Raw genomic sequence first — 23,320 nt, forward strand, 5'->3', positions numbered from 1 at the left:
ACCTTTTTTTGATCTAGGCCATGGTATTGGCATGGAAGTGTCACAGACGGAGTCGCCTCACGGCCCATGAATACGCAGGCAACATCCTCTCCGCAGTTCTATCTCACCGCGCCGGCGGCTTGCCCCTATCTGCCGCAGGAGATGGAAAGGAAGGTGTTTACCCATCTGGTGGGCGAGCGCGCGCCGGAGCTGAACGATCTTCTCACCCAGGGCGGTTTTCGCCGCTCGCAGAACATCGCCTACCGCCCGGCCTGCGAGACGTGCCGCGCCTGCATCTCCGTGCGCATCCTCGTCAACGAGTTCAAACCGCGCCGTTCCATGCGCCGGGTGCTCGCGACAAATGCCGATCTCATCGCCTACGAATATCCGGCCGAGCCGTCGAGCGAGCAGTATTCCCTCTTCCGCCACTATCTCGATGCCCGTCACCAGAAGGGCGGCATGTCGGACATGTCGGTGCTCGACTACGCGATGATGGTGGAAGACACCCACGTCAACACGAAGATCATCGAATACCGCCTGCGCGAGGAAGGCTCCGGCCTGCACGAACGACCGCAGGGTGAGCTGCTGGCCGTGGCGCTCACCGACCGCATGGGCGACGGGCTGTCGATGGTCTATTCCTTCTACAATCCGGAGCGCACCGACCGCTCGTTCGGCACCTTCATGATCCTCGACCATATTCGTCGCGCCAAGGCGTTGGGCCTGCCGCACGTCTATCTCGGCTATTGGGTCAAGGGTTCGCGCAAAATGGACTACAAAACAAAGTTTTTGCCGCAGGAACACCTGATGCCGCGCGGTTGGGAGCGCTATGATGGGGAAGAAAGCGAAACCCAGCCGTAGAATCGACCCCCGCCTTGTCCCAGACGAATGATCCCGCCCTTCACCGCAAGGGCCTTCTCATCACCGCCATCGGCGGCCTCGCCCTCTCCTTCGACATCCCGCTGATCCGCTCCGCCCATGGCGAGGTCTGGTCGGTGCTCGCCACCCGCAGCATAGCCACCTTCGTGACGGCGCTCGCCGCCTGGGCCGTCATCCGTTTTGCGCTCGGCAAGCGCGTGACGCTGATCCCCGGCCCTGTCGGTGTGCTGGCCGGGATTCTCTACGGCGTCGTGTCGCTGACCTACATGCTGGCGGTGTTCAACACGACGACCGCGAACGTCGTGTTCATCCTCGCCTTCACCTCGATGTTCGCGGCGATCCTCTCCTGGATCTTCCTCGGCGAGCGGCCGTCGAACGCCACCTTCGCCACCATGGCGGCGATGGTCGCAGGTGTCGCGCTGATCGTGCAGGACGGGCTTGCCAGCGGCAACATCTTCGGCGACGCCATGGCGGCCTGCACGGCTTTTCTGCTTGCATCCGCCATCACGCTCAGCCGAAAGAGCGGCCGGGACATGGGCTTCGTGCCGCTCATCACGGCGATCTTCCCGGGCATTGCCGCGCTGATCCTGCTGCCCAACACCGGTTTCCAGGTCGCCTCCCCCGGCTTCATCCTGTTCAACGGGCTCATCATGATCCCGCTCGCCTTCTGGTGCCTGGCGACGGGTCCGCGCTACCTGTCGGCGCCGGAAGTCGGCATGTTCTACCTGCTCGAAACGGTGCTCGCCCCCATCTGGGTCTGGATCGCCTTTGCCGAGACACCCACCACGCAAACACTCATTGGCGGCTCCATCCTCATCCTCGCGCTGCTTGCCCATTCCTTCTGGCAAATGCGCTCGAAAGCCCGCGCCGCCAGGGAAAGCAACGCGGCGGCCGAGTTTCCGTTTACGGGGTGAAATGATAGAATCTCTCAAGCAGCCAGAGCGCGCACGGAGCTTCGAACCATTATGACGCAAAAAGACGAAAAGCGAGATGAACCGCCGCCTTGCGACGAAGATATGGCGAGACAGTTGCAAGCGGCCCGTTTGGGGGCGCAGAAGTACAAAGAGGCACTTCGGGAACTCGCAAAAGGCTGACGACGCGCTTCCTGCGCGACGTCAGCATCCCCTATTCCGGCTGATCAGCCGCCGAATTTGCCGCTCCGCGGAAAGCCCTTCGGCACGGTGCGGCCGGCCGTCGCGCGGTCGGCGAGCCATTCGGCGAGCTCGTCCTTGGTGCGCACGAAGTTGCGGCCGGCGCTGTCGTCCCAGGTGAGGCCGTCGGCGAGCGCGAAGCAGCGCAGGTCGGATATGCCGCCGTCCTTGTAGCGCTGCAGGCGCACGCCCTTGCCGCGCGACATTTCCGGCAGTTGCGCGAGCGGGAAGACGAGCATCTTGCGGTTCTCGCCAACGACCGCGACGTGATCGCCGCGCACCGGCACCACGAGCTTCGCCTCGTCGGGCATGCCGACATTCATCACCTGCTTGCCCTTGCGGGTATTGGCGACCATGTCGGTTTCCGAAACGATGAATCCGTTGCCGGCCTGCGAGGCGATGACGACCTTGCGCGACGCGTCGTGCACGAAAGCGGTCAGCACGGCCTGGTCGTTTTCCATGTCGACCATGATGCGCAGCGGCTCGCCATGGCCGCGGCCACCCGGCAGCTTGTCCGCGCCGAGGGTGAAGACCTTGCCGCCCGTCGTGACGATCAGCACCTTGTCCGTCGTCTGCGCCGGGAAGGCCACCTTGAGCGCATCGCCTTCCTTGAACTGGAGGCCGGACGTATCGGTCATATGGCCCTTCAGCGCGCGGATCCAGCCCTTCTCCGAGATGACGACCGTCACCGGCTCCTTCTCGATCATGGCCTGCTGGATCGCCTCGACATCGGCTTCCGGCGCGCTTGCGAACTGCGTGCGGCGGCGGCCGAGCTCGGTCGCCTTGGCGAACTTCTTGCGGACCTCGCCGATTTCCCAGGCGACGGTCTGCCACTGTTTCTCGTCGGAAGCGAGCAGCGCCTCGATCTCCGCTTTCTCCTTCGACAGGGTGTCGAATTCGGTGCGGATCTCGAATTCCTCCAGCTTGCGCAAGGAGCGCAGGCGCATGTTGAGGATGGCTTCAGCCTGAACATCCGTCAGCGAGAAGGTCTCCATCAGGGAGACCTTCGGCTCATCTTCCTCGCGGATGATGCGGATCACCTCGTCGAGGTTGAGATAGGCGACGAGATAGCCGCCGAGGATTTCGAGCCGGCGGTCGATCGCAGCGAGCCGGTGGCGCGAGCGGCGCTGGAGCACCTCGCGCCGGTGGGCGAGCCACTCGACCAGCACGTCCCTCAGACCCATGACACGCGGCACGCGGCCCATGGACAGCACGTTCATGTTGAGGGGAATACGGTTTTCCAGCTCCGAAAGCTTGAACAGCGATTCCATCAGGATCGTCGGATCGACGGTGCGGCTCTTCGGCACCAGCACGATGCGCACATCTTCGGCCGATTCGTCCCTGATATCCTCGAGCAGCGGCAGCTTGCGGGCAATCAGCAGCTCGGCGATCTTCTCGATCAGCCGCGACTTCTGCACCTGATAGGGAATTTCGGTGACGACGATCTGATAGCCGCCGCGCCCGAGATCCTCGGTCTGCCATTTGGCGCGCACGCGGAAACCGCCGCGCCCTGTCCGGTAGGCCTCAAGGATGCTCTCGCGGCTGTCGATGATGATGCCGCCGGTCGGCAGGTCCGGGCCCTGCACGAATTCGACGAGCTTTTCCACCGGCGCGTCAGGTTGACGGATCAGATGCAGCGCCGCGTCGCAGAGTTCATGCGCATTGTGCGAGGGAATGGACGTCGCCATGCCGACGGCGATGCCGGACGACCCGTTCGCCAGCAGATTCGGGAAGGCGCCCGGCAGGACGACCGGCTCTTCGTCCTCTTCGTTGTAGGTCGGACGGAAATCGACGGCGTCCTGGTCAATGCCTTCGAGCAGCAGCGTCGCGACATCCGTCATGCGCGCTTCGGTGTATCGGTAGGCGGCCGCATTATCGCCATCGATGTTGCCGAAATTGCCCTGGCCGTCGACGATCGGGTAGCGCTGCGAAAAATCCTGAGCGAGGCGCACCAGCGCATCGTAGACCGACTGGTCGCCGTGCGGGTGGAACTTACCGATGACGTCGCCGACGATACGGGCGCACTTCTTGAAGGAGGAATTGGACCGCAGGCCCATTTCACTCATCGCGTGGATGATGCGCCGATGCACCGGCTTCAGACCGTCGCGGACATCCGGCAGCGCGCGTTGGGTGATGGTCGACAGCGCATAGGCAAGGTAGCGCTCTTCCAGCGCCGCCTTGAGGTCGACCGGCAGGATGTTGTCGTCTCCGCCATCCGGCGGCAAAGTGTTTTGTCCCATGCCACTTGACTAACGGCCCAACCGATTCGCGGCAAGGAATCCGGGCGATCCAGCTGTGGATAGCAGTTTGTAAAGCCTGCCGCGAAAATACCGTCCGGGATCGAGAATTCCATGGAAAGTTACTCCGACCCGAATATAGTCGCCGCACCGCACGTCTATGAGCGGTAAACGGCAAGGCAGCCGTCCAAAAATCCAGAAAGAGAGCCAATTCATGATGCGCACCTCCCATTTCCGCACTCTCCTCGCCGGCGCCGCGCTCGCCACCCTGGCAAGCCCTGCATTCGCCCTCGATGGCGCGGATCTGCTGGCCAAGCTGAATGCCACCTATGCCACGAGCGGCGTCACCGTCAGCTCGTCGAACGTCGCCGTCGACGGCTCGACCGTCACCCTCGAAGGCACCGAGATGAAGGCGACCGGTGCCGAAGCGCCGATCAAGCTCGGCACCGTCACCATGGACGGCGTCGAGGAAGATGGCAAAGGCGGCTACACGATCGAAACCATCGCCTTCCAGGACATCAACACAACGGAAGGCGACACATCGGTCTCCGCCAAGGATATCGCGCTGAATGGCGTCGCCATTCCCGGCACGGTCGTTTCCGGCACGCTCGACTCGCTGGTGATGTACGAATCGGCCACCGCCGGCCCGGTCAGCGTCACCGCCAAGGGCAAGGAAGTCTTCTCCATGTCCGGCATGGAGGCGAACATCACGCGCATGGACGCCGATGCCGGCCTCGAATTCGACGCGACCGTGTCCGACCTCAAGGCCGACCTGACTGCCGTCGAGGACCCGAAGACCAAGGACGCGCTGACCAAGCTCAACATGCAGACGCTGGAAGGCAAGGTTTCCATGTCCGGCAGCTGGGAACTGGCGAGCGGCAAGATGGCCGTCGATGAATATGCCTTCGACTTCAAGGATGTCGGCCGGCTCAACATCGGGCTGGAAATCTCCGGCTACACGCTCGACTTCGTGAAGGGCATCCAGGAAGCCATGAAGGCCGCCGAAGCCAACCCGAACAAGGAAGAAGCCAACGCTGCTATGGGCATGTCCATGATGGGCCTCGTCCAGCAGTTGACCTTCAATAGCGCCACGATTTCCTACGAGGACGCCTCGATCACCAAGAAGCTGCTCGACTATGCCGGTGGCGAACAGGGTGTCACGGGCGACCAGATGGCCCAGTCGCTGAAGGGTCTGGTTCCGATCATGATCGCCCAGCTCAACATGCCTGACCTGCAGAACCAGATCTCGGCCGCCGTCAACACCTATCTCGACGACCCGAAGAGCCTGACGATCAGCGCCGAGCCGAAGGAACCCGTTCCGTTCCCGATGATCATGGGCGCCGCCATGGGCGCACCGCAGACCATCCCGCAGGTGCTGGGCGTCACCGTCACGGCAAACGACGAGATGTAAGCCGTTCGGCAATTTGCCTGAAAAGAAAGCCCGGAGCGTCGCTCCGGGCTTTCTGCTTTTGAGGTGACGCTCGTCAGCGGGCGTCTGCCGCCTCCGGTACCGGCGCCGACCACTCGACGCGGCGCGTCGCATACATGGTGGCCGCGATGGTGACGAAGGAAATCAGCGCGCCAGCGAGCAGTGCATATTCGTCCTCCCGGAGCACGAGATACATCACGCCATAGGCGGACAGCAGCACGGCACCGAGCGACAGCCCGTTCTTGCGGCTCCCCGTCGCGCTGCCGAGATAAGCTGCGATCAACAGCGTCGTAGCAAGGGCGGCGACGATGTAGGCAATGGTGAAGCCGGTATGTTCCGCCAGTGCCAGCAGCAGCACGTAGAAGACGATCAGCGCCAGGCCCGTCAGCACATACTGGATCCAGTGCACCATGCGGCCGCCCTTCAGCTCGACGACGAAGACGGCGAGGAAGACGAGCGAGATGAAGCCGATCGAGTATTTCAGCGTGCGGGAGATGACCTGGTAGAACTGGACTGGCTCGACGAGGTTGATCGACATCATGCTTCCCGACAGCGGCAGCGTCGAACCGGCCGCGACCCGGTCGATGCCGCGGGCGAGATAGGGGATCGTCCACTTGGCGGAGAAATCCGTGGCCGTGATCGTCTTGTGCTCCGGCAGGAAGAGACCTTCGAAGCCCGGATGTGGCCAATTGGCCTTCGCCGCGAAACTCGTCGTCTGGCCGGCCGGTGCCACGGCAAAGCTGCGCGAGCCGTTGAGCGACAGGGCGATCTCGAAGGCAAAGCCGCGTTCGACGAGCGGCCGTTCGATCGGCCGGTGCACGCCGGCGCTGGACCGCGGTGTGGCATAGCCATCGGTACCGGCAACGGTCATGGCGGAAATCTGCCGCATGCCCGGATCGAACGGCCGCACGGCACCATTGTCGATCTTCACGCCGGCATCGGAGCGGATGCCGGTAATGTCGTTGATGTTGAGCACGAGGATGGCGCGGTCGAGCTGCGGCGTGCCGGCGAATTGTGCGAGATCCTCAAGGATGTTGCTGCCGAAGCGGCCCTTCAGCGCCAGCGCACCATTGTAGACCGGCAGCGCATAGATCGACAGCCGGCGCTCCTCTGCCTTCAGATCCGCGGTGACGTCCAGCGTTTCCGGCATGACGAGCGCCCATTCGGTCGTCTGCTCGACGATCGTGCGTCCATCCACTTCGCGGCTGCGCTGCACCTCGAAGGGTACGGCAAGATAAGGCCCATTGATCGCCTGTTCGCCGCCCCAGCCGTTGGCGATGCGGCGCGACACATCCGTTGCCCTTTGCGCGCGCTCCTCCGTCAGGCCCCAGACGAGCAGCAGCGGAACGAGCAGCGCCACCGAGATGATGCCGATCATGATGAACTTGACACCGGGCGAGCGCAGGAAGGCGGCGACGTTGCCACGCGTCTCCTGGCCGCGGGTCTCTGGATAGTGGAAATGCCGGGATGAGGTGGCGGCGATGGGATCGCCCGATTCCGTCTCTGTCATTGAAAGTCCCTCCAGTCTTTGAAACGCCATTGTAAGGCAGCTTCACGCTAGGGGTGCATTTCGACTGATTGCGCGCGGAATTGGGATCGACTGGCGGCGAATTCACGGCTTTGTGGCGTCTTTTCGCAAAAGCCGACGCTTGCGGCTGAACCCGACGCGACGCGCCGGGTTCTCGCCATGTCTGTGCGGACTATTCCAGAACCTGGACGACCGTGCGGGTCTGCGGGTTCACGATGACCCGGCGTTCGTTGACGACGGTGTAGGCATAGTCATTGTAACCATCAACCGGGTGAACTTCCACGGTGTCGGGGATGACCTTGCCGATCAGCACATCACCCTCATAGGCGACGGACGGAACCTGCTGCTCCAGCACATAGGTGCGGACTTCACCCGGCACGACCACGGTCGATTCGGTCATGACCGGATCGGTTTCCTCGACGATGACCGTGCTCTGGGCATAGGCGGCGGTGGACAGCGTCATGAGGGCTGCCGTGGCAAGGATGATTTTGTTTCGCATGTTCATTCTCCTCTGCTTGACGGGAAGAGAACGGCCGGACCGGGCAAGTGTTCCGACGGGCGGAAACCAAGTGGCTTCCGCCCGGTCGGGCGATCAGTCCTTTTTCTGCGTCGGCACGACGCGCAACGCCAGTTCGCGCAGCTGCGCCGGCGTCGCCGGGCTCGGCGCATTCATCAGCAGATCCTGCGCCTGCTGGTTCATCGGGAAGATCGAAATCTCGCGCAGGTTCTTTGCGCCGACGAGCAGCATGACGACACGGTCGATACCGAAAGCGCAACCGCCGTGCGGCGGCGCACCGTACTGGAACGCGCGGTAGAGGCCGCCAAAACGCTCTTCCACGTCCGCCTGGCTGAGGCCGACCTTCTCGAACGCCTTGACCATCAGGTCCGGCGACTGGTTACGGATCGAGCCCGAGGCGATTTCGAAGCCGTTGCAGACCGCGTCGTACTGGTAGGCCTTGAGGTCCAGCGGGTCCTTGCTGTCGAACGCCTCGATGCCGCCCTGCGGCATGGAGAAGGGGTTGTGCGCGAAGTCGATCTTCTTTTCGTCTTCGTTGTATTCGTAGAACGGGAAGTCGACGATCCAGCAGAAGTCGTAACGATCGCGATCGACGAGGTTCAGCTCCTCGCCGGCGCGGGTGCGGGCTTCGCCGGCGAACTTGTAGAACTTTGCCGGATCGCCGGCGACGAAGAAGCAGGCATCGCCGTCATCGAGGCCGAGCTGCGTGCGGATGGCTTCCGTGCGCTCCTCGCCGATGTTTTTCGCCAGCGGGCCGGCGCCCTCGATCTTGTCGGCTTCCTTGCGCCAGAAGATATAGCCGAGGCCCGGCTGGCCCTGGCTCTGCGCCCAGGCGTTCATGCGGTCGCAGAAGGCGCGCGAGCCGCCGGTCCGGGCAGGGATCGCCCAGACCTGCACCTTCGGGTTCGATGCGATCATGTTGGCGAAGACCTTGAAGCCGGAGCCGGCAAAATGGTCCGTCACCGCTTCCATGACGATCGGGTTGCGCAGGTCCGGCTTGTCGGAGCCGTATTTGCGGATCGCCTCGTCATAGGGAATGCGCGGCCAGTTCTTCGTCACCGGCTTGCCTTCGGCAAACTCCTCGAAGACGGCCGTCATCATCGGCTCCATCGTGTCCCAGACGTCTTCCTGGGTAACGAAGCTCATCTCGACGTCGAGCTGGTAGAATTCGCCCGGCAGGCGGTCGGCGCGCGGGTCCTCGTCGCGGAAGCACGGCGCGATCTGGAAGTAACGGTCGAAACCCGCAACCATCAGCAGCTGCTTGTACTGCTGCGGTGCCTGCGGCAGCGCGAAGAACTTGCCTTCATGGATGCGCGACGGCACGAGGAAGTCGCGCGCACCCTCCGGCGAGGAGGCGGTCAAGATCGGCGTCGTGTATTCGGCAAAACCCGCCTCGCCCATGCCCTTGCGCATGGAGGAGATGATCTGCGTACGCTTGACGATGTTCTTGTGCAGCGTCTCGCGGCGCAGGTCGAGGAAGCGGTACTTGAGGCGCACGTCTTCCGGGTAATCCGGCTCGCCGAACACCGGCAGCGGCAATTCCTTGGCGGCCGAAAGCACTTCGATTTCCAGCGCGTAAAGCTCGATCTCGCCGGTCGGCATGGTCTTGTTGACGGTCTCCTCGGTGCGCGCCTTGACGCGACCGTCGATGCGGATCACCCATTCGCCACGCACCGTCTCGGCCATCTTGAAGGCCGGGCTGTCCGGATCGGCGACGACCTGGGTGATGCCGTAGTGGTCACGCAGGTCGATGAAGAGCACGCCGCCATGATCTCGAACGCGGTGAACCCAGCCGGAAAGGCGGACAGTGCCGCCGACATCGGACTTGCGGAGAGCGGCGCAGGTGTGGCTGCGGTAAGGGTGCATCGTGGTATCCTGAAATGCTGAAAGGCCGCGCGAGAAGAACCCGGCGCAGCGACCAAGAAAAATCGGGCGGAAAAGCGCATGGTAGGGCCGATTTGTCAAGGCTTGGCGGCTTTGGGCAGGTAGCCCTCTGCCGTGTCTTTCGGATCATCCGGCAAGACACGGCAGAGGTGCCGCGAAATCTACAGCCGAATGTTCACGGCCTAGAAAGTAGCCTGTGGCAAACCACGTCGACATTCACGCCATACTCGCCGCTAGGTAAAAGCATCATCTCATGAGACATTTGGACGCCAACGCGCTTCGCCAATCCAACGGCTATGTTGGAGAAAAAAGAACGGCCGGCATTGTGGCACGCCATTTCCTCGTACTCAAAAAAAGCGTCGACAGTGATGGCGCCGATTTCGTCCTTGGCCTCCCCATACAGTCGGTCGAACACGAGAGGGAAAGGGCGAAGGGCATTCCGACCTTCGCGGTCGTTCAGGCGAAATTCTTCGAACGCGGCACGACTGTCTACGTCAACCCATCGTACGCAATCGATGATGGTGGAGCGCGGTCGAATTTCTTTCTGTTCCTCCACACGGACGACGAGCACGGCGAACACATCAAATATTTTCTGACGGCGGAGGAGGTCATCAGCCTTCCGACCGGTGAGAACGGACTAAAACGGTTCTCACTCACCGCCGAGAACGATAGGAGCGAGTTTCGAGAGCGAACCATTGAACAGATCATCACGCTCATGCACAGCGGCATGGAAGCGTACCATGACCGTTGCACGACCGAGTACTTCGAAAAGGTCACCCTGCCGCTGCGTATGAGGTCAAGTTCCAACGCACGGGAGCTCCGTACCGAGTACCTTCTCATGCGGATTTCCCTGCCATGCACACCTATTCGCCCGGAAGACGACGACGAACGTGTGGTCTTTGCGCGTTCAGCCAACAACTCCGTCACCCGCCCGCTAGATGCGCGCTGGGATCTCTTTCAAACCACGGGCACGTGGAATTGGGGTGGCAAGGGAGAAGGCTCGAAATTGCTGGCGATGAGCATTCTTGCTCACTATCTTGGTTGGGACGCTGCGCCCACCCACGAGCAGCAGATGGCCTTCCTTTTGAAGGTCGTTGCAAAGCTCGACAAAGATCGCGACCACGTCGTCATCGGCGAACAAATTGAGGCCGCTCTTTCAGGCCTGATCTGACGCTCACGGAGAGGAGGCCTGCTGGCATACCTACCTTTTCCATTTGCCCCCTCCCATTCCAAAAATCCTCCGCCATAGTGCCGGCATGTCCACGATTCGCCCCCTGATTCCCCTTCTCGTCACCGCCGGCATTCTTATCGGGGGCAATGGCCTTCAGGGCACGTTCATTGCGCTGCGCGCCTCGCAGGAGGGGTTTTCGACCTCCGTCATCGGCTTTGTCGGGGCGGGCTACAGCATCGGCTTTGCGATCGGCTGCATCTATGTGACGCGGGTGCTGCGGGCGATCGGGCATATCAGGACGTTTTCGGCCATGGCGGCGATCGCCTCGGCATCGGCCATTGCCATGGTGCTGGTGATCGATCCGATCTTCTGGCTCGTGATGCGGCTTGTCGCCGGCATCTGTTTTGCGAGCCTGTTTGCCACCGTCGAGAGCTGGCTGAACGCCTCCGTCACCAATGCCAACCGGGCGCGCACGCTCTCCGTCTACCGTCTCGTCGACCTCGGCTCGGTGACGGCGGCGCAATATCTCATTCCGGGCATCGGCATCGGCGGCTTCGAGCTGTTTGCCATCGTCGCCATGGCGCTGTCGCTCTCGCTCGTGCCGATTTCGCTGGCCGACCGCTCCAGCCCGACCGTGCCGGAGGCGATCCGCTTCGACGTCAAGAAACTCTGGAACATCTCGCCGCTCGCGACCGTCGGCTGCATCGTCGTCGGGCTCACCAATGCCTCCTTCCGCAATCTCGGGCCGATCTATGCCCATGATATCGGGCTTTCCGTCACGGCGATCGCGAGTTTCATGAGTGCCGGCATCGTCGGCGGCGTCGTGCTGCAATATCCGCTCGGCATCTATTCCGACCGACTGGACCGGCGGCTGATCATCCTGCTTGCGACCCTCGGCTCGGCCTTCGCAGCACTCTACCTGGCGTTTTTCGCCGGCGGCGACGAGGTGAAGAACCTGATCGGCATCTTCGTCTTCGGCGCCTTCGCCATGCCGCTCTATTCGCTCTGCTCGGCGCATGCCAACGATCATGCGGGCGAAGGCGAACATGCGCTGGTTTCCGCCGGCATGCTGTTCTTCTGGTCGTGCGGGGCGATCATCGGCCCGCTCTTCGCCTCGGTGCTGCTGCAGTTCTTCGGGCCGCAGGCGCTTTTCCTCTATACGGCCGTCATCCTCGTCGCCTTCATGGGCTATACGGCGCTGCGCATGAGCGCGCGGCCGGCGGTGCCCACCGGGGCGCGGCACAGCCGTTTCCGCAATCTGCTGCGCACCTCCTTCTTCTTCAACAAGCTTGCCGCATCGGAAAAGGACCGCAACGGCAAGCCCTGAACTGCGGCAATCTGGTCAAGGGCCGGTTATTGCTGAGCCTTGCCGTCAGGTTTAGAAGCGGATGATGCACCGGAGGGACGCCATGCTGAATCGCCGCACGCTGATGAAGGGCGCACTCGTCGCCGGAGCCTATGCCGGAGGCATCGGCCTTGCAGGCCGCATCAACGGGCCGGCAAAGGCGCAGGCGGCAACGACGCTCGTCGCCCGAAGCAGTGAGGCGATGATCACCGACAAGGGGCCGACGAAGGGAATCATGACCTATGGCGAGGGCGAGATGCCGCCGGTGCTGCGCATGCGGCGCGGCGCGGCCTTTTCGCTGCGCCTCGACAACAGGCTCGACGAACCGACGACCGTGCACTGGCATGGCCTGCGCATCGACAACAGGATGGACGGCGTGCCCTTCCTGACGCAGCCCTATGTCTATGGCGGCGACAGCTTCGATTATGCCTTCACGCCGCCCGATGCCGGCACCTTCTGGTATCACCCCCATTGCAACACGCTGGAACAGATCGGCCGCGGCCTGACCGGCGTGATCGTCGTGGAAGATCCTGATGATCCCGTCTTCGATGCCGAAATCGTGCTCAACCTGCGCGACTGGCGGCTCGGCGGCGACGGACAGTTCATCGCCCAGTTCAAGCCGCGCGATGCCGCCCGCGCCGGCACGTTCGGCACCGTGCGCACCGCCAACTGGCGGCAATCGCCGCAATATGACGCGCCGGCCGGCGGGTTGATGCGCCTGCGGCTTGCGGCGACGGACGTCACGCGCATCCTCGCGCTTTCGGTCGAAGGCGCCGAGGCACAGGTCATCGCGCTCGACGGCAATCCGGTGGCGGACCGGTTTGTGCTCGATCACCTGATGATCGGCCCCGGCCAGCGCCTCGACCTCGCCTTGCGCATGCCCGACACGGAGGGCGCCATCGCGACGTTGAAGGACCTGCGCGGCACCAAGCCCGCCACACTCGCAACGTTCCGCGCGGTCGGCGCCTCATTGAAGCGCAACATCGGCGACCTGCCGGCACTTGCCGCCAATCCCCTGCCCGAGCCGGACCTGGCGGCGGCGACCGAAATCCCCTTCATCCTCAGCGCCTCGGCGGAGGAACGGCCGAAGGACGGCATCTGCGGCTCGCTCGGCTATAATTTCTGGGCCATCAACAAGGTGCCGTGGGCGGACGATACGGGCGACCCGACCGCGCCGCTCGCCGAGATGAAGACCGGCCGGACCTATATCTTCAATGTCGAGAACCCGACGCCGCAGGTGCATCCCCTCCACCTGCATGGCCTGGCCTTCCGCCCGCTCACCTCGAACAAGCAGCCGATCCGCCCACATTTTTCCGATACCTATCTCATCCTGCCGGACGAAAAGGTGCAACTTGCGCTCGTTGCCGACAATCCGGGCGACTGGGTGTTCCACTGCCACATCATCGAACACCAGAAGACCGGCATGACGAGCTATGTGCGCGTAACCTGACGTTTTACCGGGCAAGTTTTCGATTGTGGCAAAACCGTGGAACGTCTAAAGCTGCCCGATCCAAAATTCGAGAAAAGTCCGCCCGAGCCCATGCAGATCATCGAGACCACCGCAGCCCTCGCCGAAGCCTGTGAGACACTCGCCCGTTCCGAGTATCTGACGATCGATACGGAATTCCTGCGGGAGACGACCTTCTGGCCGGAACTCTGCCTGGTTCAGCTTGCCGGCCCGGAACTCGAGGTCATCGTCGATCCGCTCGCCAAGGGCCTCGACCTGGCACCGTTCTTCGAACTGATGGCCAACACGGCAGTGCTGAAGGTCTTCCACGCCGCCCGGCAGGACATCGAAATCATCTTCAACCGCGGCAATCTCATTCCGCACCCGATCTTCGACACCCAGGTCGCCGCCATGGTGTGCGGCTTCGGCGACAGCGTCTCCTATGACCAGCTCGTGCAGAAGATCAAGGGCGTGCATATCGACAAGTCCTCGCGCTTCACCGACTGGAGCCGCCGGCCGCTGACCGACAAGCAGCTCGAATATGCGCTGGCCGACGTGACGCACCTGCGCGATGTCTATCTGACCCTCAAGCAAAAACTGGAACAGGCCGGCCGCTCGCTGTGGCTGACCGAGGAAATGGCGGTTCTCGAATCGCGCGAGACCTACGACCTGCATCCGGACGACGCCTGGAGGCGGCTCAAGATGCGCGTCAAGAAGCCGATCGAGCTTGCCGTGCTGCAGAAGGTCGCCGCCTGGCGTGAACGCGAGGCGCGCGCCCGCAACGTGCCGCGCTCGCGCATCCTGAAGGACGATACGATCTACGAAATCGCCCAGCAGCAGCCCGTCGATGCCGAGGCGCTCGGCCGCCTACGCACCATCCCGAAGGGGTGGGAACGCTCGCAATCGGGCGGTGCGCTTCTGGAGGCGATCGGCGAGGCGCTGGCCATCCCCAAGGCCGACCTGCCGCGCCTGCCCCGCCAGAACCATGTGCCGGAGGGTGCCGCCGCCGCCAGCGAAATGCTGAAAGTGCTGCTGAAGATCGTTTCCGAGCGGGAGGGCGTCGCCGCCAAGATCATCGCCAACACCGACGATCTCGAAAAGATCGCCGTCGAGGGCGAATCCGCCGATGTCGCGGCCCTGCATGGCTGGCGCCGGGAGCTTTTCGGCGACACCGCCCTCAACCTGATCGGTGGCAAGGTGGCGCTCCGCTTCGTCGACAAGAAGATCGAAGCGGTGGAGCTGTAAGAGGGCCGAGGCTCTCGGCCCTCTCGGGAAACCTTTTCTCAGAGGATGAAATCACCCACCTTGAGAGCGACGCTGGCGTCGAGGATGATGGAGAAATCCCTGACGCCATCGCCGTTGATATCGCCCTGGATGATGGTGTCACCCGAGGAAAGCTGGTAGCGCAGCTGGCCTGCCTTGTCGCTGAAGGCCGCGGTGCCGATGAAGGTGAAGGCCTGCTCGCCGCTCACGAGCGAGTTGGCATCCATGCCCGAGACGTCGATCCTGTCCTTCTCCGTCTGGCTGAAGTCGAGAATCTTGTCGCCATGAGCGGCCGTCTTAGTATCGAAAACGAAGGTATCGGCGGCGGTGCCGCCCTTGAAGATATTGGCCACATCATTGGCGATGAATGTGTCCTTGCCCTTGCCGCCCGTTGCATTCTCGAAATTGGAGATAACAAACTCGCCGTGTGTGCCCTCGACGGTGCGCCGGCCGTTCAGATCGATGGTCACCCCTATGGTGAACGCCGAGAAGTCGACGGTGTCGGAATCCTTGGCACCCGGCAGATCGTCGGATATGCCATTGCCACCATGCAGGACCGCGCCCTGCGAGTTGGCGCTGATTTTGATGATATCCGCATCCTGCCCCATGTGGATGAAGTGAGCGCCACCCGCCCCAAGCGAAACGACGTCATTGCCGCGCCCGGTATAGGCAGATCCGACCCAGGCATTTTCGGTGGTCGTCAGTCGGTCGTTGCCCCGGCCGAGGTCCATGCTGCCGACTTCACCGTTGCCGACCACGGTCACCGTGTCGTCACCCCGGTTCAGACCAATATAGCTCGCCCAGTAGCCGATGGTCACCTTCTGGGAGGCGCCGCTGCCAACCAGCGTCTCCACTTCGGCATTCTTCAGGACGATTGTGCTCGTCGCGCTGGTGCCGAGCGCAATATGGCTGATGTAGACGCGGTCGCTATCGCCAACGCCGGTTGTTGCATCGGTGATGTTCACGCTGGCGTTCCCGGCGAAGCGCAGCACGTCCGCACCCCATGACTTGCTGCTGAGCGTCAGATTTACCGTGCGCAGCGGCGCGTCGGTGGGCGCCCATATCGACAACATGTCCAGCCATCGGCCAGACCACGTATAAGTGTCACTTCCGACCGTAAATGCCGTCGATCCGTTCAGCGTCCTGCTGATGTTCGAAGTAATGGTGCTCACGTTCAAGTCCCCCTTGTCCCGATGGTTCAAGACCGCACCGGAGGCCCTCTGCCCCGGGTCTGGTTCTGAAAGTCTGATCAGGGCACCGGAGCAATTCGCGGCTGCGTGCATGAGCAGAACAGTCAGCCTGTCCCGCTGCCCGTCCACTCGTGTTCACGAACAATAAGTCGCGTTGGCTCCCCCGGCGCCCCTATATTCCATCGTCGATTGAACAAGCTTTTTCTAAAAAATCAAGTTCATTCCATCGCCTCGCCAAACTCAAGCGTGCAATTTTGCCCCCTTGGTGATGCGATCGACGGTCTTCTTGTCGGCGTGCAGTGCGATGCCGACGATCTTGGCGTCGCTTGGGCCGCAGGCGGCGAAGACGGCACGGTTGGCGGCGTCATGGCCGGTGGAAAACATCTCTTCGATGTAGACGGCGGCCGGGACCTCGCGCTCCAGGGCACGTGCGTGGATTTTCGACAGGGTCGCACCGTCGGACGCGAGCACGATGATCGGCTGGACGCTCAAGGCATTATAGACATTGCCCGCAGCATCGCGGTAGGCTTCGCCGATCAGCTCCGGCTTCTGGCCAATGATGCCGCTCGACAGGAAAGCGGTGACATTCAACTTCTGCCAGACCTCCAGATCCTCACGCAGGATGACGGCGAACTTGGTATCGAACATGCAGGTATACTCCCGAAAAAAGGCTGCGGACCACTCCGCGGCCAATGCCGTAGCAGGCGCGCTCGATGCGCCGCTTGAACGTTCGTGCGTGGAGAAGGACCGCATCGTCATCGCGCCGGAGCTTGCCGGCATCGAGCGCATCGAGGCGCGGTTCCACGGCAAGGGCTTCGAACCGCACCGGCACGATACCTATGCACTCGGCGTCACCATGGCCGGCATCCAGACCTTTCGTTATCGCGGCGAAGCGCGCTTCAGCCTCCCCGGCAACGTGATCGTCCTGCACCCGGACGAGATGCATGACGGCGGCGCCGGCACCGATGACGGGCTGACCTACCGCATGATGTACATCCCGCCCGAGCGCTTTTTGCCGGTGACGGCCAAACGCGGCCGCACATTGCCCTTTGTCGCCGCGCCGGTCGTCGCAGATCCACGACTGGCCCGGCTGCTGCTGGAAGCGATCGGCAGCATGGATGCGGCGATCGAGCCGCTCAAGCTGGACGAGATGGTCGAAGAGATCGCCGCCGCGTTGCTCGATCATGCGGGTGTGCCGCAAGCCCGCCGGGGACGGCTCGCGCGGGCGGAGGTGCTGAAGGCCTGCGATTTCCTGCGGGAGAACCTGTCGCAGCAGGTGAGTTCGACGGAGCTGGAGGCGGTGACGGGGCTCGACCGTTTCACCCTCGCCCGGCAGTTCCGCCAGGTGCTCGGCACCAGCCCGCACCGCTACCTCGTCATGCGTCGGCTGGAACAGGCAAAGGGTCTGATCGCCGCCGGCGAAAGCCTTGCCGAAGCCGCCTTTGCCAGCGGCTTTGCCGACCAGGCGCACCTCAACCGCCATTTCAAGAAGGCGCTCGGCATGACGCCGGGACGCTTTGCGGCGCTCGCCGGCGGGCGCGCACGCTAACCCTCTCTCCGTCACGAAAGCGACAAGGAACTGTCAAGCGGCAGTCATGCGCGGCGCCTATCAACGGGCATCATTTGCCGAACCATGGGACCTGTTATGACCAAACATCTTTTCACCACCGCTGCCCTTTCGCTGCTGATGACGAGCGCAGCGTTGGCTGCCGACAAGGAATTTCCGGCAACGCTGAAGGCCCACGCGATCCTTCCGGCCAACACGATCATCGCCGCCCCCGCCGACGCCGCCGATTACCTGAAGACCTCCGGCAAGTTTTCCACCGCCGACCGCAAGCGCGTCGATGCGCTGGGCACCGTCATGGGCAAGGATGGCGTGCGCGAAACGGGTCTTTCGTTGCCGTTCGACGGCCAGCCGATGCAGGGTTTTTCGGGCATCAAGACCATGGAAGACGGCACGTTCTGGACGCTCTCCGACAACGGCTTCGGCAACAAGCTGAACTCGACCGACGCCATGCTGATGATCCACAATGTGCGCTTCGACTGGGACAAGGGCACGATGGAGCCGGTCAAGACCGTGTTCCTGTCCGACCCGGACAAGAAGGCACCCTTCCCCATCGTCATGGAAGGTGCCGCCCAGCGTTACCTGACGGGCGGCGACTTCGACGTTGAGTCCATCCAGCCGGTTGCCGATGGTTTCTGGATCGGCGAGGAATTTGGCCCCTACATCCTGAAGTTCGACCTCGACGGCAAGCTGACCGACGTGATCGGAACGCAAGTCGACGGCAAGCCGGTCACCTCGCCGGACAACCCGACACTCGCCGTGCAGGCCGACCCGTCCAAGAAGATGCCTGTCTTCAACGTAAAGCGCTCCGGCGGTTATGAGGGACTTGCCCTGTCGAAGGACGGCACGAAGCTTTACGGCCTGCTGGAAGGCCCGCTCTGGGTCGATAACGAATCCGTCGAGCAGGCAGACGGCCGCCCGGCGCTGCGCATCATCGAGCTCGATGTTGCCTCCAAGGCCTGGACGGGCCGCAGCTGGCTCTATCCGCTGGTCGAAGGCGGCGAGGCGATCGGCGACTTCAACATGCTGGACGCCACCACCGCCCTGGTGATCGAGCGCGACAACGGCGCCGGCACGGCCGACAAGGCCTGCGCCGATCCGAAGGATCCCAAGCCGGATTGCTTCGCCACCGCATCCAAGGTCAAGCGCATCTACAAGATCGCCATGACCGACGACAATGTCGGCAAGGCCGTCCGCAAGATCGGCTATATCGACCTCTTGAAGATCGCCGATCCGGACAACAAGAAGCGCCAGGGCGGCGGTGACGGTTTCTACGACATGCCGTTCGTGACGATCGAGAATGTCGACCGCGTGGACGAGACGCACATCATCGTCGGCAACGACAACAACCTGCCCTTCTCGGCCGGCCGCGCGCTCGACAAGGCCGACGACAACGAATTCGTGCTGCTGGACGTCAGCGAATTCCTGAAGGCCGAGTGATCCGGCTAATATAAAAGGAAAGGGGCGGCCAGTGCCGCCCCTTTTTTGCATCTCACGGATAGACCTCAGAGAATGAAGTCAGTCGCCTTGAAGTCGATGCTGCCATCAACCAGGATGGAGAAATCCGCATTGCCGTCACCGTTCATGTCGGCGTGGATGAGGGTGTCGCCACCCACCTTTTCATAGCGCAGTTCGCCAGCGACCTTGTGGAACTTTTCCGCGCCTATAAAGGCGAAAGCCTGATCGCCGGCGATCTTGGTGTTAGCGTCGATTACCGACAGGCTGACGCGATCCTTCTCCGACTGGCTGAAATCGGAGATCGTGTCACGACCGGATGCACCCACGGTCGATTCTGCAATCGACCTGAAGACGAATGTGTCGGCACCAGCACCCCCGACAAGCTTGTCCGCACCAATGCCGCCACGAAGCTGATCGTTACCGATATTGCCTTCGAGCACATCGTTACCAGCTCCGCCAAAAATGGCGTCGTTGCCGGCACCGCCGAAGAGATAGTCAGCATATTGAGTGCCAGTGATCGTATCATTGCCGGAGAACAGATAGTCCCACGCCCCCTTCGTGTCGGCGGCCATGAAGTAGTCGAAGAACACCTTGGCAGAAAGGTTGAGGCCGCTGAAGGCAATCTGGTTGACGCCGCCCTGGCCGATATCGAGCTTCGTGACGGTACCGTTCAGGACGTCCTCGATCGTATTGCCGTTCGTCCTGAACGAGAAATTCGTGCCGCTGAAGAGCGCATAGTTGCTACCGCTTGCATCGTGCAATTTGATGCTCGATGGCGTCAGCTGCCAGTGATCGTAACCGGCGAGAACGCGAATATCGAGAAGTGAAAAATTCACGCCCTGGTTTCCCACGGGCTGCGTCTTCACGGTTGCCATGCCTGATCTCTCCTGTTTTTCCAACGGGTCAATCCGTCGTTTGGGAAGATTGGATAGCGGAAGAACGGCAGAAAGCAATGAAAGCGGTGTGTTTACGTTTCATAAACCACACGGCGTGATTAACTTGCCCCAAAGCGGAACATATCGGCAATTTCAAACACTTGGGTCTCTGTCCGAATACGGCTCATGTTTCAAAATCGTGCGGGTGGTTGGACCACGGCAAACACGGCGGACGGATTTACGCGGATGAGGGCGGGATTCGCCCTCACCGTCCTGACAACGGATCCTTCAGAGAAGAAAATCGCCGGACTTCAGGGTAACGCTTGGGTCGAGAACGATCGAGAAATCAGCCTTGCCGTCGCCGTTGGTGTCGCCGTGGATGAAGGTGTCACCGGACTTCTTCTCATAGCGCAATTCGCCGGCCTTGTTGTGGAACACGTCCGTTCCAATGAACTTGAAAGCCTGGTCACCCGCGACCTTGGTATTGGCGTCGATGGATTTCAGATCGATCCGGTCCTTTTCCGACTGGCTGAAGTCGAAGATCTTGTCGCGGCCGGAGGAAGCGACCGTGGATTCGCTCGCGGCTTTGAAGATGAAGGTGTCCGCGCCCACGCCGCCATAAAGCTTGTCAGCGCCCTTGCCGCCGTACAGCTTGTCGATGCCGGACTCACCACGCAGCACGTCATTGCCGGCATCGCCATTCAGGGTGTCGTTTCCGGTGTTGCCATAGAGGGTATCATTGCCACTTCCGCCCGAAACGACATCATTTCCGCCACCGCTCGAAATCACGTCGGCAAAACCCGTGCCGGTGATCGTATCATTGCCTGCAAAGACATAGTTGCGCGCACCGGTAGGATTTCCGGCAATGTAGAAATCGAAGAGTTTGGCCGCCGACAGATTGGCATCCGAGAAGGCGAAGACCTTGACGCCGCTGATAACCAGGTCAAACTTCGTGACCGTTCCGGCCGTGATATCCTGGATGAACGGGCCGCTCTTGAGATATTTGAAACCTGTGCCCGTGAAGAGCGCGTAGTTGCTGCCGTTGTCGAAAAACTTGGCGCTCGTCGTGGACGTCGTCGCGAAATCGTAATCGCCCAGCAGACGTATATCGAGATCCACCGTATTTACTCCGCGTCCGCCCAAAGCCTGCAGCTTCAAAATGGCCATGTCATTCCCCCCAACCCTGAACGCGCCGTCAGCGCCTATTTCCGCTACCACGGATTGAACAAGCAAGTACGAAAAAACACAAGCGCGTTTCTTTGCCGTCGCGACCTGGACGGTGAATTATCTCGGGTCGACCAGTTGCAGGACGAGCTGGTGTACATTGCCGCCGTCGTTCAGTTCGACCTGGTCGAAATCGCGGCTGCGGGCGCGCTGGGCCTGGGAGAGTTCGCCGAGGCGGGCCTGGAGCTGGGGGCGGATTTTCCGGCAGTTCGGATCGCTCTCGACCGTCATGCCGACGCTCATCGCCTCGATCTCCTTCACCATGTCCTTGATGAAGTCACCATGCACCTTTTCGTGCGCCGTCACGCCGGAAATGAAGGTCCCCCAACGATCCTTCAGCGGCCCCGAAAGCTTCGATTTCAGCCTGGGCAGCGTGTAGGTGATGATGAGCTTCGGCTTGTTGACCGTAATCACGCAGGCATCGCCCTGGCGCTCATATTTGCGCGTCCAGGTGAGCTTGAAGCCGGTATGGGCGATGACGCGGGCGACACCGAGTTTCGGGCCGCGCGCGCCGATCGACTGGTAGATTTCCAGGCCCGTCGTGCCTTGCACCGAATAGGGCTCGACCCGCTCCACCGCCTGCCAATCCTGCGCGGCGGCACCTGTCGCAAGGAAGACGGCGGCGAGGAAGGAGACGATCCGCATGCCGGGCCTCACTGGAAGCGGAAAGCGAGCTTCTTGCCGGTCAGTCTGGCAAGCTGCTGGAGGCGGCCGTCGAGGCGTTCGCCGGCAAGTTCGGAATAGTCCGACGGCACGATCAGTTCCAGATCCGCGTCCGATCCCGCCGCCTTGCGGAAAACGAGATGCGGCACGACGCCGGGCATCGAGGCGGAGAACAGATAGACGATGCGCAGCAGACCACCGACGAGCTTTGCCAGTTCACGCAGGCGCGGTGTCGCGATGCCCGCCAGCGAACTGCTGACGGCATCGTCGTTGAGGCCTTCGAAGCGATAGTAGTTGGTGAGCGCAATGAAGGCGCGGCCAGGATGGGTGATGCCGATGAACGTACCATGCGCGATGAGGTTCAGTGCCTGGAGACCGCGATAATCCGGATGCGCGCGCCAGCTGATGTCGGCCAGCAGGCAGGCGGCCTCGCGGTAACGGCGCTCCTCATCCGTCTCGGTGACGCCGAACAGCGGCATCATGCGGCCGGTCCATTCGGCAAGCTCACGGGCATGCTCCGGCGAGCGGGCGCGCAGGATGGCGAGTTCGCTCGCCGCAGCGAGCAGCGGGTCGCGCGCCTTTTCCCGGTCGGGCAGCAGCGAATAGAGGTAGCCTTCGCGCACGCCCTGCGCGGAGAAGAACACCCGCGACGGCTTCATGATGGCGATCGTCTCCTGCATGGCGACGGCGCCGAAGGGCAGCAGGTTGCGGCGGCCCTTGGAGATCGCCGCATAGGCAGGATCCTTCGGGTCCTTGGCGGTGACGATATCCGTTAGGAAATCCATGGCGTCGGCGAAGCCGAGTTCGTAGCCCTGCATCATGTGCAGCGGATAGTTCTGCACCTCCATGTGCAGCTTGCCGATGGAGCGCCAGGTGCCGCCGACGGCGTAGAAGGCACGGCCGGTACCGTTCTTCAGCAGGTTGGCGGTGCGCAGATATTTGCGGGCAACGATGCGGGCCTGTGCGGCGGAACCGCCGGAGGCTTCCGACAGGCGGATACCGCCGAGCGGCAGGGTGATGCCCTTGCCGATCATACCGCCGGCCACGTCGATCAGTTCCAGCGAGCCGCCACCGAGGTCGCCGACGATGCCATCCGGATCATGGAAGCCGCTGATGATGCCAAGCGCGGAGAAATAGGCCTCTTCCTCCCCCGTAAGCACGCGGACCTTCTGGCCGAGGATCATTTCCGCCTGGTGGATGAAATCGGGGCCGTTTTCCGCCTCGCGCGCAGCCGCCGTCGCGAGCGCGAACATGGTGGAGGCGCGGGCCTGTTTCGAGAGGGCCTTGAAACGGTGCAATGAGGCGAGCGCACGATCGACGCTTGCCTGGTCCATGCGGCCGGTCTTTGCGAGACCCTTGCCTAGCCCGCACATGACCTTCTCGTTGAACAGCATGGCCGGCGAGCGGCTCATTCCCTCGTAGATGACGAGGCGAATCGAGTTCGAACCGATATCCACGACTGACACCGGGGCAATTCCAGGCAAACGCCCCTGGGCTTCAGATTCAACCATGCATATCC

The 23,320-nt window shown here is 62.3% G+C and carries 19 protein-coding genes; 9 read left to right on the forward strand and 10 right to left on the reverse strand.

Features of this window, described 5'->3' with window-relative positions; genetic code table 11:
* Window positions 1-66 precede the first annotated feature (66 nt).
* Complete coding sequence (locus GR138_RS16915; RefSeq protein ID WP_160860425.1) at window positions 67-837, forward strand: arginyltransferase; 771 nt, start codon at window positions 67-69, stop codon at window positions 835-837.
* Between the two features lie 14 nt (window positions 838-851).
* Window positions 852-1,769, forward strand: a complete 918-nt coding sequence (locus tag GR138_RS16920; protein ID WP_160860426.1) for a DMT family transporter — start codon at window positions 852-854, stop codon at window positions 1,767-1,769.
* A gap of 224 nt (window positions 1,770-1,993) precedes the next feature.
* Here GR138_RS16920 and parC read toward each other — a convergent pair whose 3' ends face one another.
* A complete protein-coding gene (gene parC / locus GR138_RS16925) occupies window positions 1,994-4,246 on the reverse strand; it encodes a DNA topoisomerase IV subunit A (RefSeq protein WP_160860427.1) in 2,253 nt (750 codons plus the stop codon).
* A 211-nt stretch (window positions 4,247-4,457) separates the two neighbouring features.
* On the opposite strand from parC, the gene GR138_RS16930 reads away from it, so the two are divergent.
* Window positions 4,458-5,654 carry a hypothetical protein gene (locus GR138_RS16930; RefSeq protein ID WP_160860428.1) on the forward strand — a complete coding sequence of 399 codons (1,197 nt, stop codon included), beginning with the start codon at window positions 4,458-4,460 and terminating at the stop codon, window positions 5,652-5,654.
* A gap of 73 nt (window positions 5,655-5,727) precedes the next feature.
* Here the strand turns inward: GR138_RS16930 and creD are convergent, their stop codons facing one another.
* The 3 genes from creD to aspS form a co-directional block, all read right to left on the reverse strand.
* Window positions 5,728-7,182: a cell envelope integrity protein CreD gene (gene creD, locus GR138_RS16935; RefSeq protein ID WP_160860429.1), complete on the reverse strand. Its 1,455-nt coding sequence runs from the start codon at window positions 7,180-7,182 to the stop codon at window positions 5,728-5,730.
* A gap of 190 nt (window positions 7,183-7,372) precedes the next feature.
* Complete coding sequence (locus GR138_RS16940; protein WP_160860430.1) at window positions 7,373-7,699, reverse strand: DUF1236 domain-containing protein; 327 nt, start codon at window positions 7,697-7,699, stop codon at window positions 7,373-7,375.
* A gap of 93 nt (window positions 7,700-7,792) precedes the next feature.
* Window positions 7,793-9,583 carry an aspartate--tRNA ligase gene (gene aspS, locus GR138_RS16945; protein ID WP_160860431.1) on the reverse strand — a complete coding sequence of 597 codons (1,791 nt, stop codon included), beginning with the start codon at window positions 9,581-9,583 and terminating at the stop codon, window positions 7,793-7,795.
* Window positions 9,584-9,854: 271 nt separating this feature from the next.
* Between aspS and GR138_RS16950 the strand changes: the two genes are divergently transcribed.
* The 4 genes from GR138_RS16950 (at window position 9,855) to rnd (ending at window position 14,809) form a co-directional block, all read left to right on the forward strand.
* On the forward strand, window positions 9,855-10,772 hold the full coding sequence (locus tag GR138_RS16950) for a DUF6166 domain-containing protein (protein WP_160860432.1): 918 nt from the start codon (window positions 9,855-9,857) through the stop codon (window positions 10,770-10,772).
* A gap of 85 nt (window positions 10,773-10,857) precedes the next feature.
* On the forward strand, window positions 10,858-12,099 hold the full coding sequence (locus GR138_RS16955) for an MFS transporter (RefSeq protein WP_160860433.1): 1,242 nt from the start codon (window positions 10,858-10,860) through the stop codon (window positions 12,097-12,099).
* Window positions 12,100-12,181: 82 nt separating this feature from the next.
* Window positions 12,182-13,567 carry a multicopper oxidase family protein gene (locus tag GR138_RS16960; RefSeq protein ID WP_160860434.1) on the forward strand — a complete coding sequence of 462 codons (1,386 nt, stop codon included), beginning with the start codon at window positions 12,182-12,184 and terminating at the stop codon, window positions 13,565-13,567.
* Window positions 13,568-13,663: 96 nt separating this feature from the next.
* Window positions 13,664-14,809 carry a ribonuclease D gene (gene rnd / locus GR138_RS16965; RefSeq protein ID WP_160860709.1) on the forward strand — a complete coding sequence of 382 codons (1,146 nt, stop codon included), beginning with the start codon at window positions 13,664-13,666 and terminating at the stop codon, window positions 14,807-14,809.
* A gap of 38 nt (window positions 14,810-14,847) precedes the next feature.
* On the opposite strand, the gene GR138_RS30890 is transcribed toward rnd, so the two are convergent.
* Both GR138_RS30890 and GR138_RS16975 read right to left on the reverse strand, forming a co-directional pair.
* Complete coding sequence (locus GR138_RS30890) at window positions 14,848-15,999, reverse strand: calcium-binding protein (protein WP_160860435.1); 1,152 nt, start codon at window positions 15,997-15,999, stop codon at window positions 14,848-14,850.
* Between the two features lie 258 nt (window positions 16,000-16,257).
* Window positions 16,258-16,665, reverse strand: coding sequence for a DUF2000 family protein (locus tag GR138_RS16975; protein WP_160860436.1), 408 nt, complete (start codon window positions 16,663-16,665; stop codon window positions 16,258-16,260).
* Between GR138_RS16975 and GR138_RS16980 the strand changes: the two genes are divergently transcribed.
* Together GR138_RS16980 and GR138_RS16985 are read left to right on the forward strand one after the other, a co-directional pair.
* Window positions 16,664-17,566: an AraC family transcriptional regulator gene (locus tag GR138_RS16980; protein WP_246200542.1), complete on the forward strand. Its 903-nt coding sequence runs from the start codon at window positions 16,664-16,666 to the stop codon at window positions 17,564-17,566. The genes GR138_RS16975 and GR138_RS16980 overlap by 2 nt on opposite strands.
* Window positions 17,567-17,662: 96 nt before the next feature.
* The gene (locus GR138_RS16985) at window positions 17,663-19,021 is read left to right on the forward strand and encodes an esterase-like activity of phytase family protein (RefSeq protein ID WP_160860438.1); all 1,359 of its coding nucleotides are present in this window, start codon (window positions 17,663-17,665) and stop codon (window positions 19,019-19,021) included.
* A gap of 65 nt (window positions 19,022-19,086) precedes the next feature.
* Here the strand turns inward: GR138_RS16985 and GR138_RS16990 are convergent, their stop codons facing one another.
* The 4 genes from GR138_RS16990 to GR138_RS17005 form a co-directional block, all read right to left on the reverse strand.
* A complete protein-coding gene (locus GR138_RS16990; RefSeq protein WP_160860439.1) occupies window positions 19,087-19,914 on the reverse strand; it encodes a calcium-binding protein in 828 nt (275 codons plus the stop codon).
* Between the two features lie 288 nt (window positions 19,915-20,202).
* A complete protein-coding gene (locus GR138_RS30825) occupies window positions 20,203-21,081 on the reverse strand; it encodes a calcium-binding protein (RefSeq protein ID WP_160860440.1) in 879 nt (292 codons plus the stop codon).
* Between the two features lie 117 nt (window positions 21,082-21,198).
* On the reverse strand, window positions 21,199-21,783 hold the full coding sequence (locus GR138_RS17000) for a DUF922 domain-containing Zn-dependent protease (protein ID WP_160860441.1): 585 nt from the start codon (window positions 21,781-21,783) through the stop codon (window positions 21,199-21,201).
* Window positions 21,784-21,791: 8 nt separating this feature from the next.
* Window positions 21,792-23,312: a Ppx/GppA family phosphatase gene (locus GR138_RS17005; RefSeq protein WP_160860442.1), complete on the reverse strand. Its 1,521-nt coding sequence runs from the start codon at window positions 23,310-23,312 to the stop codon at window positions 21,792-21,794.
* Window positions 23,313-23,320 lie beyond the last annotated feature (8 nt).

It is taken from the genome of Shinella kummerowiae (assembly GCF_009827055.1).
GTDB classification, from domain to species: Bacteria; Pseudomonadota; Alphaproteobacteria; order Rhizobiales; family Rhizobiaceae; genus Shinella; species Shinella kummerowiae.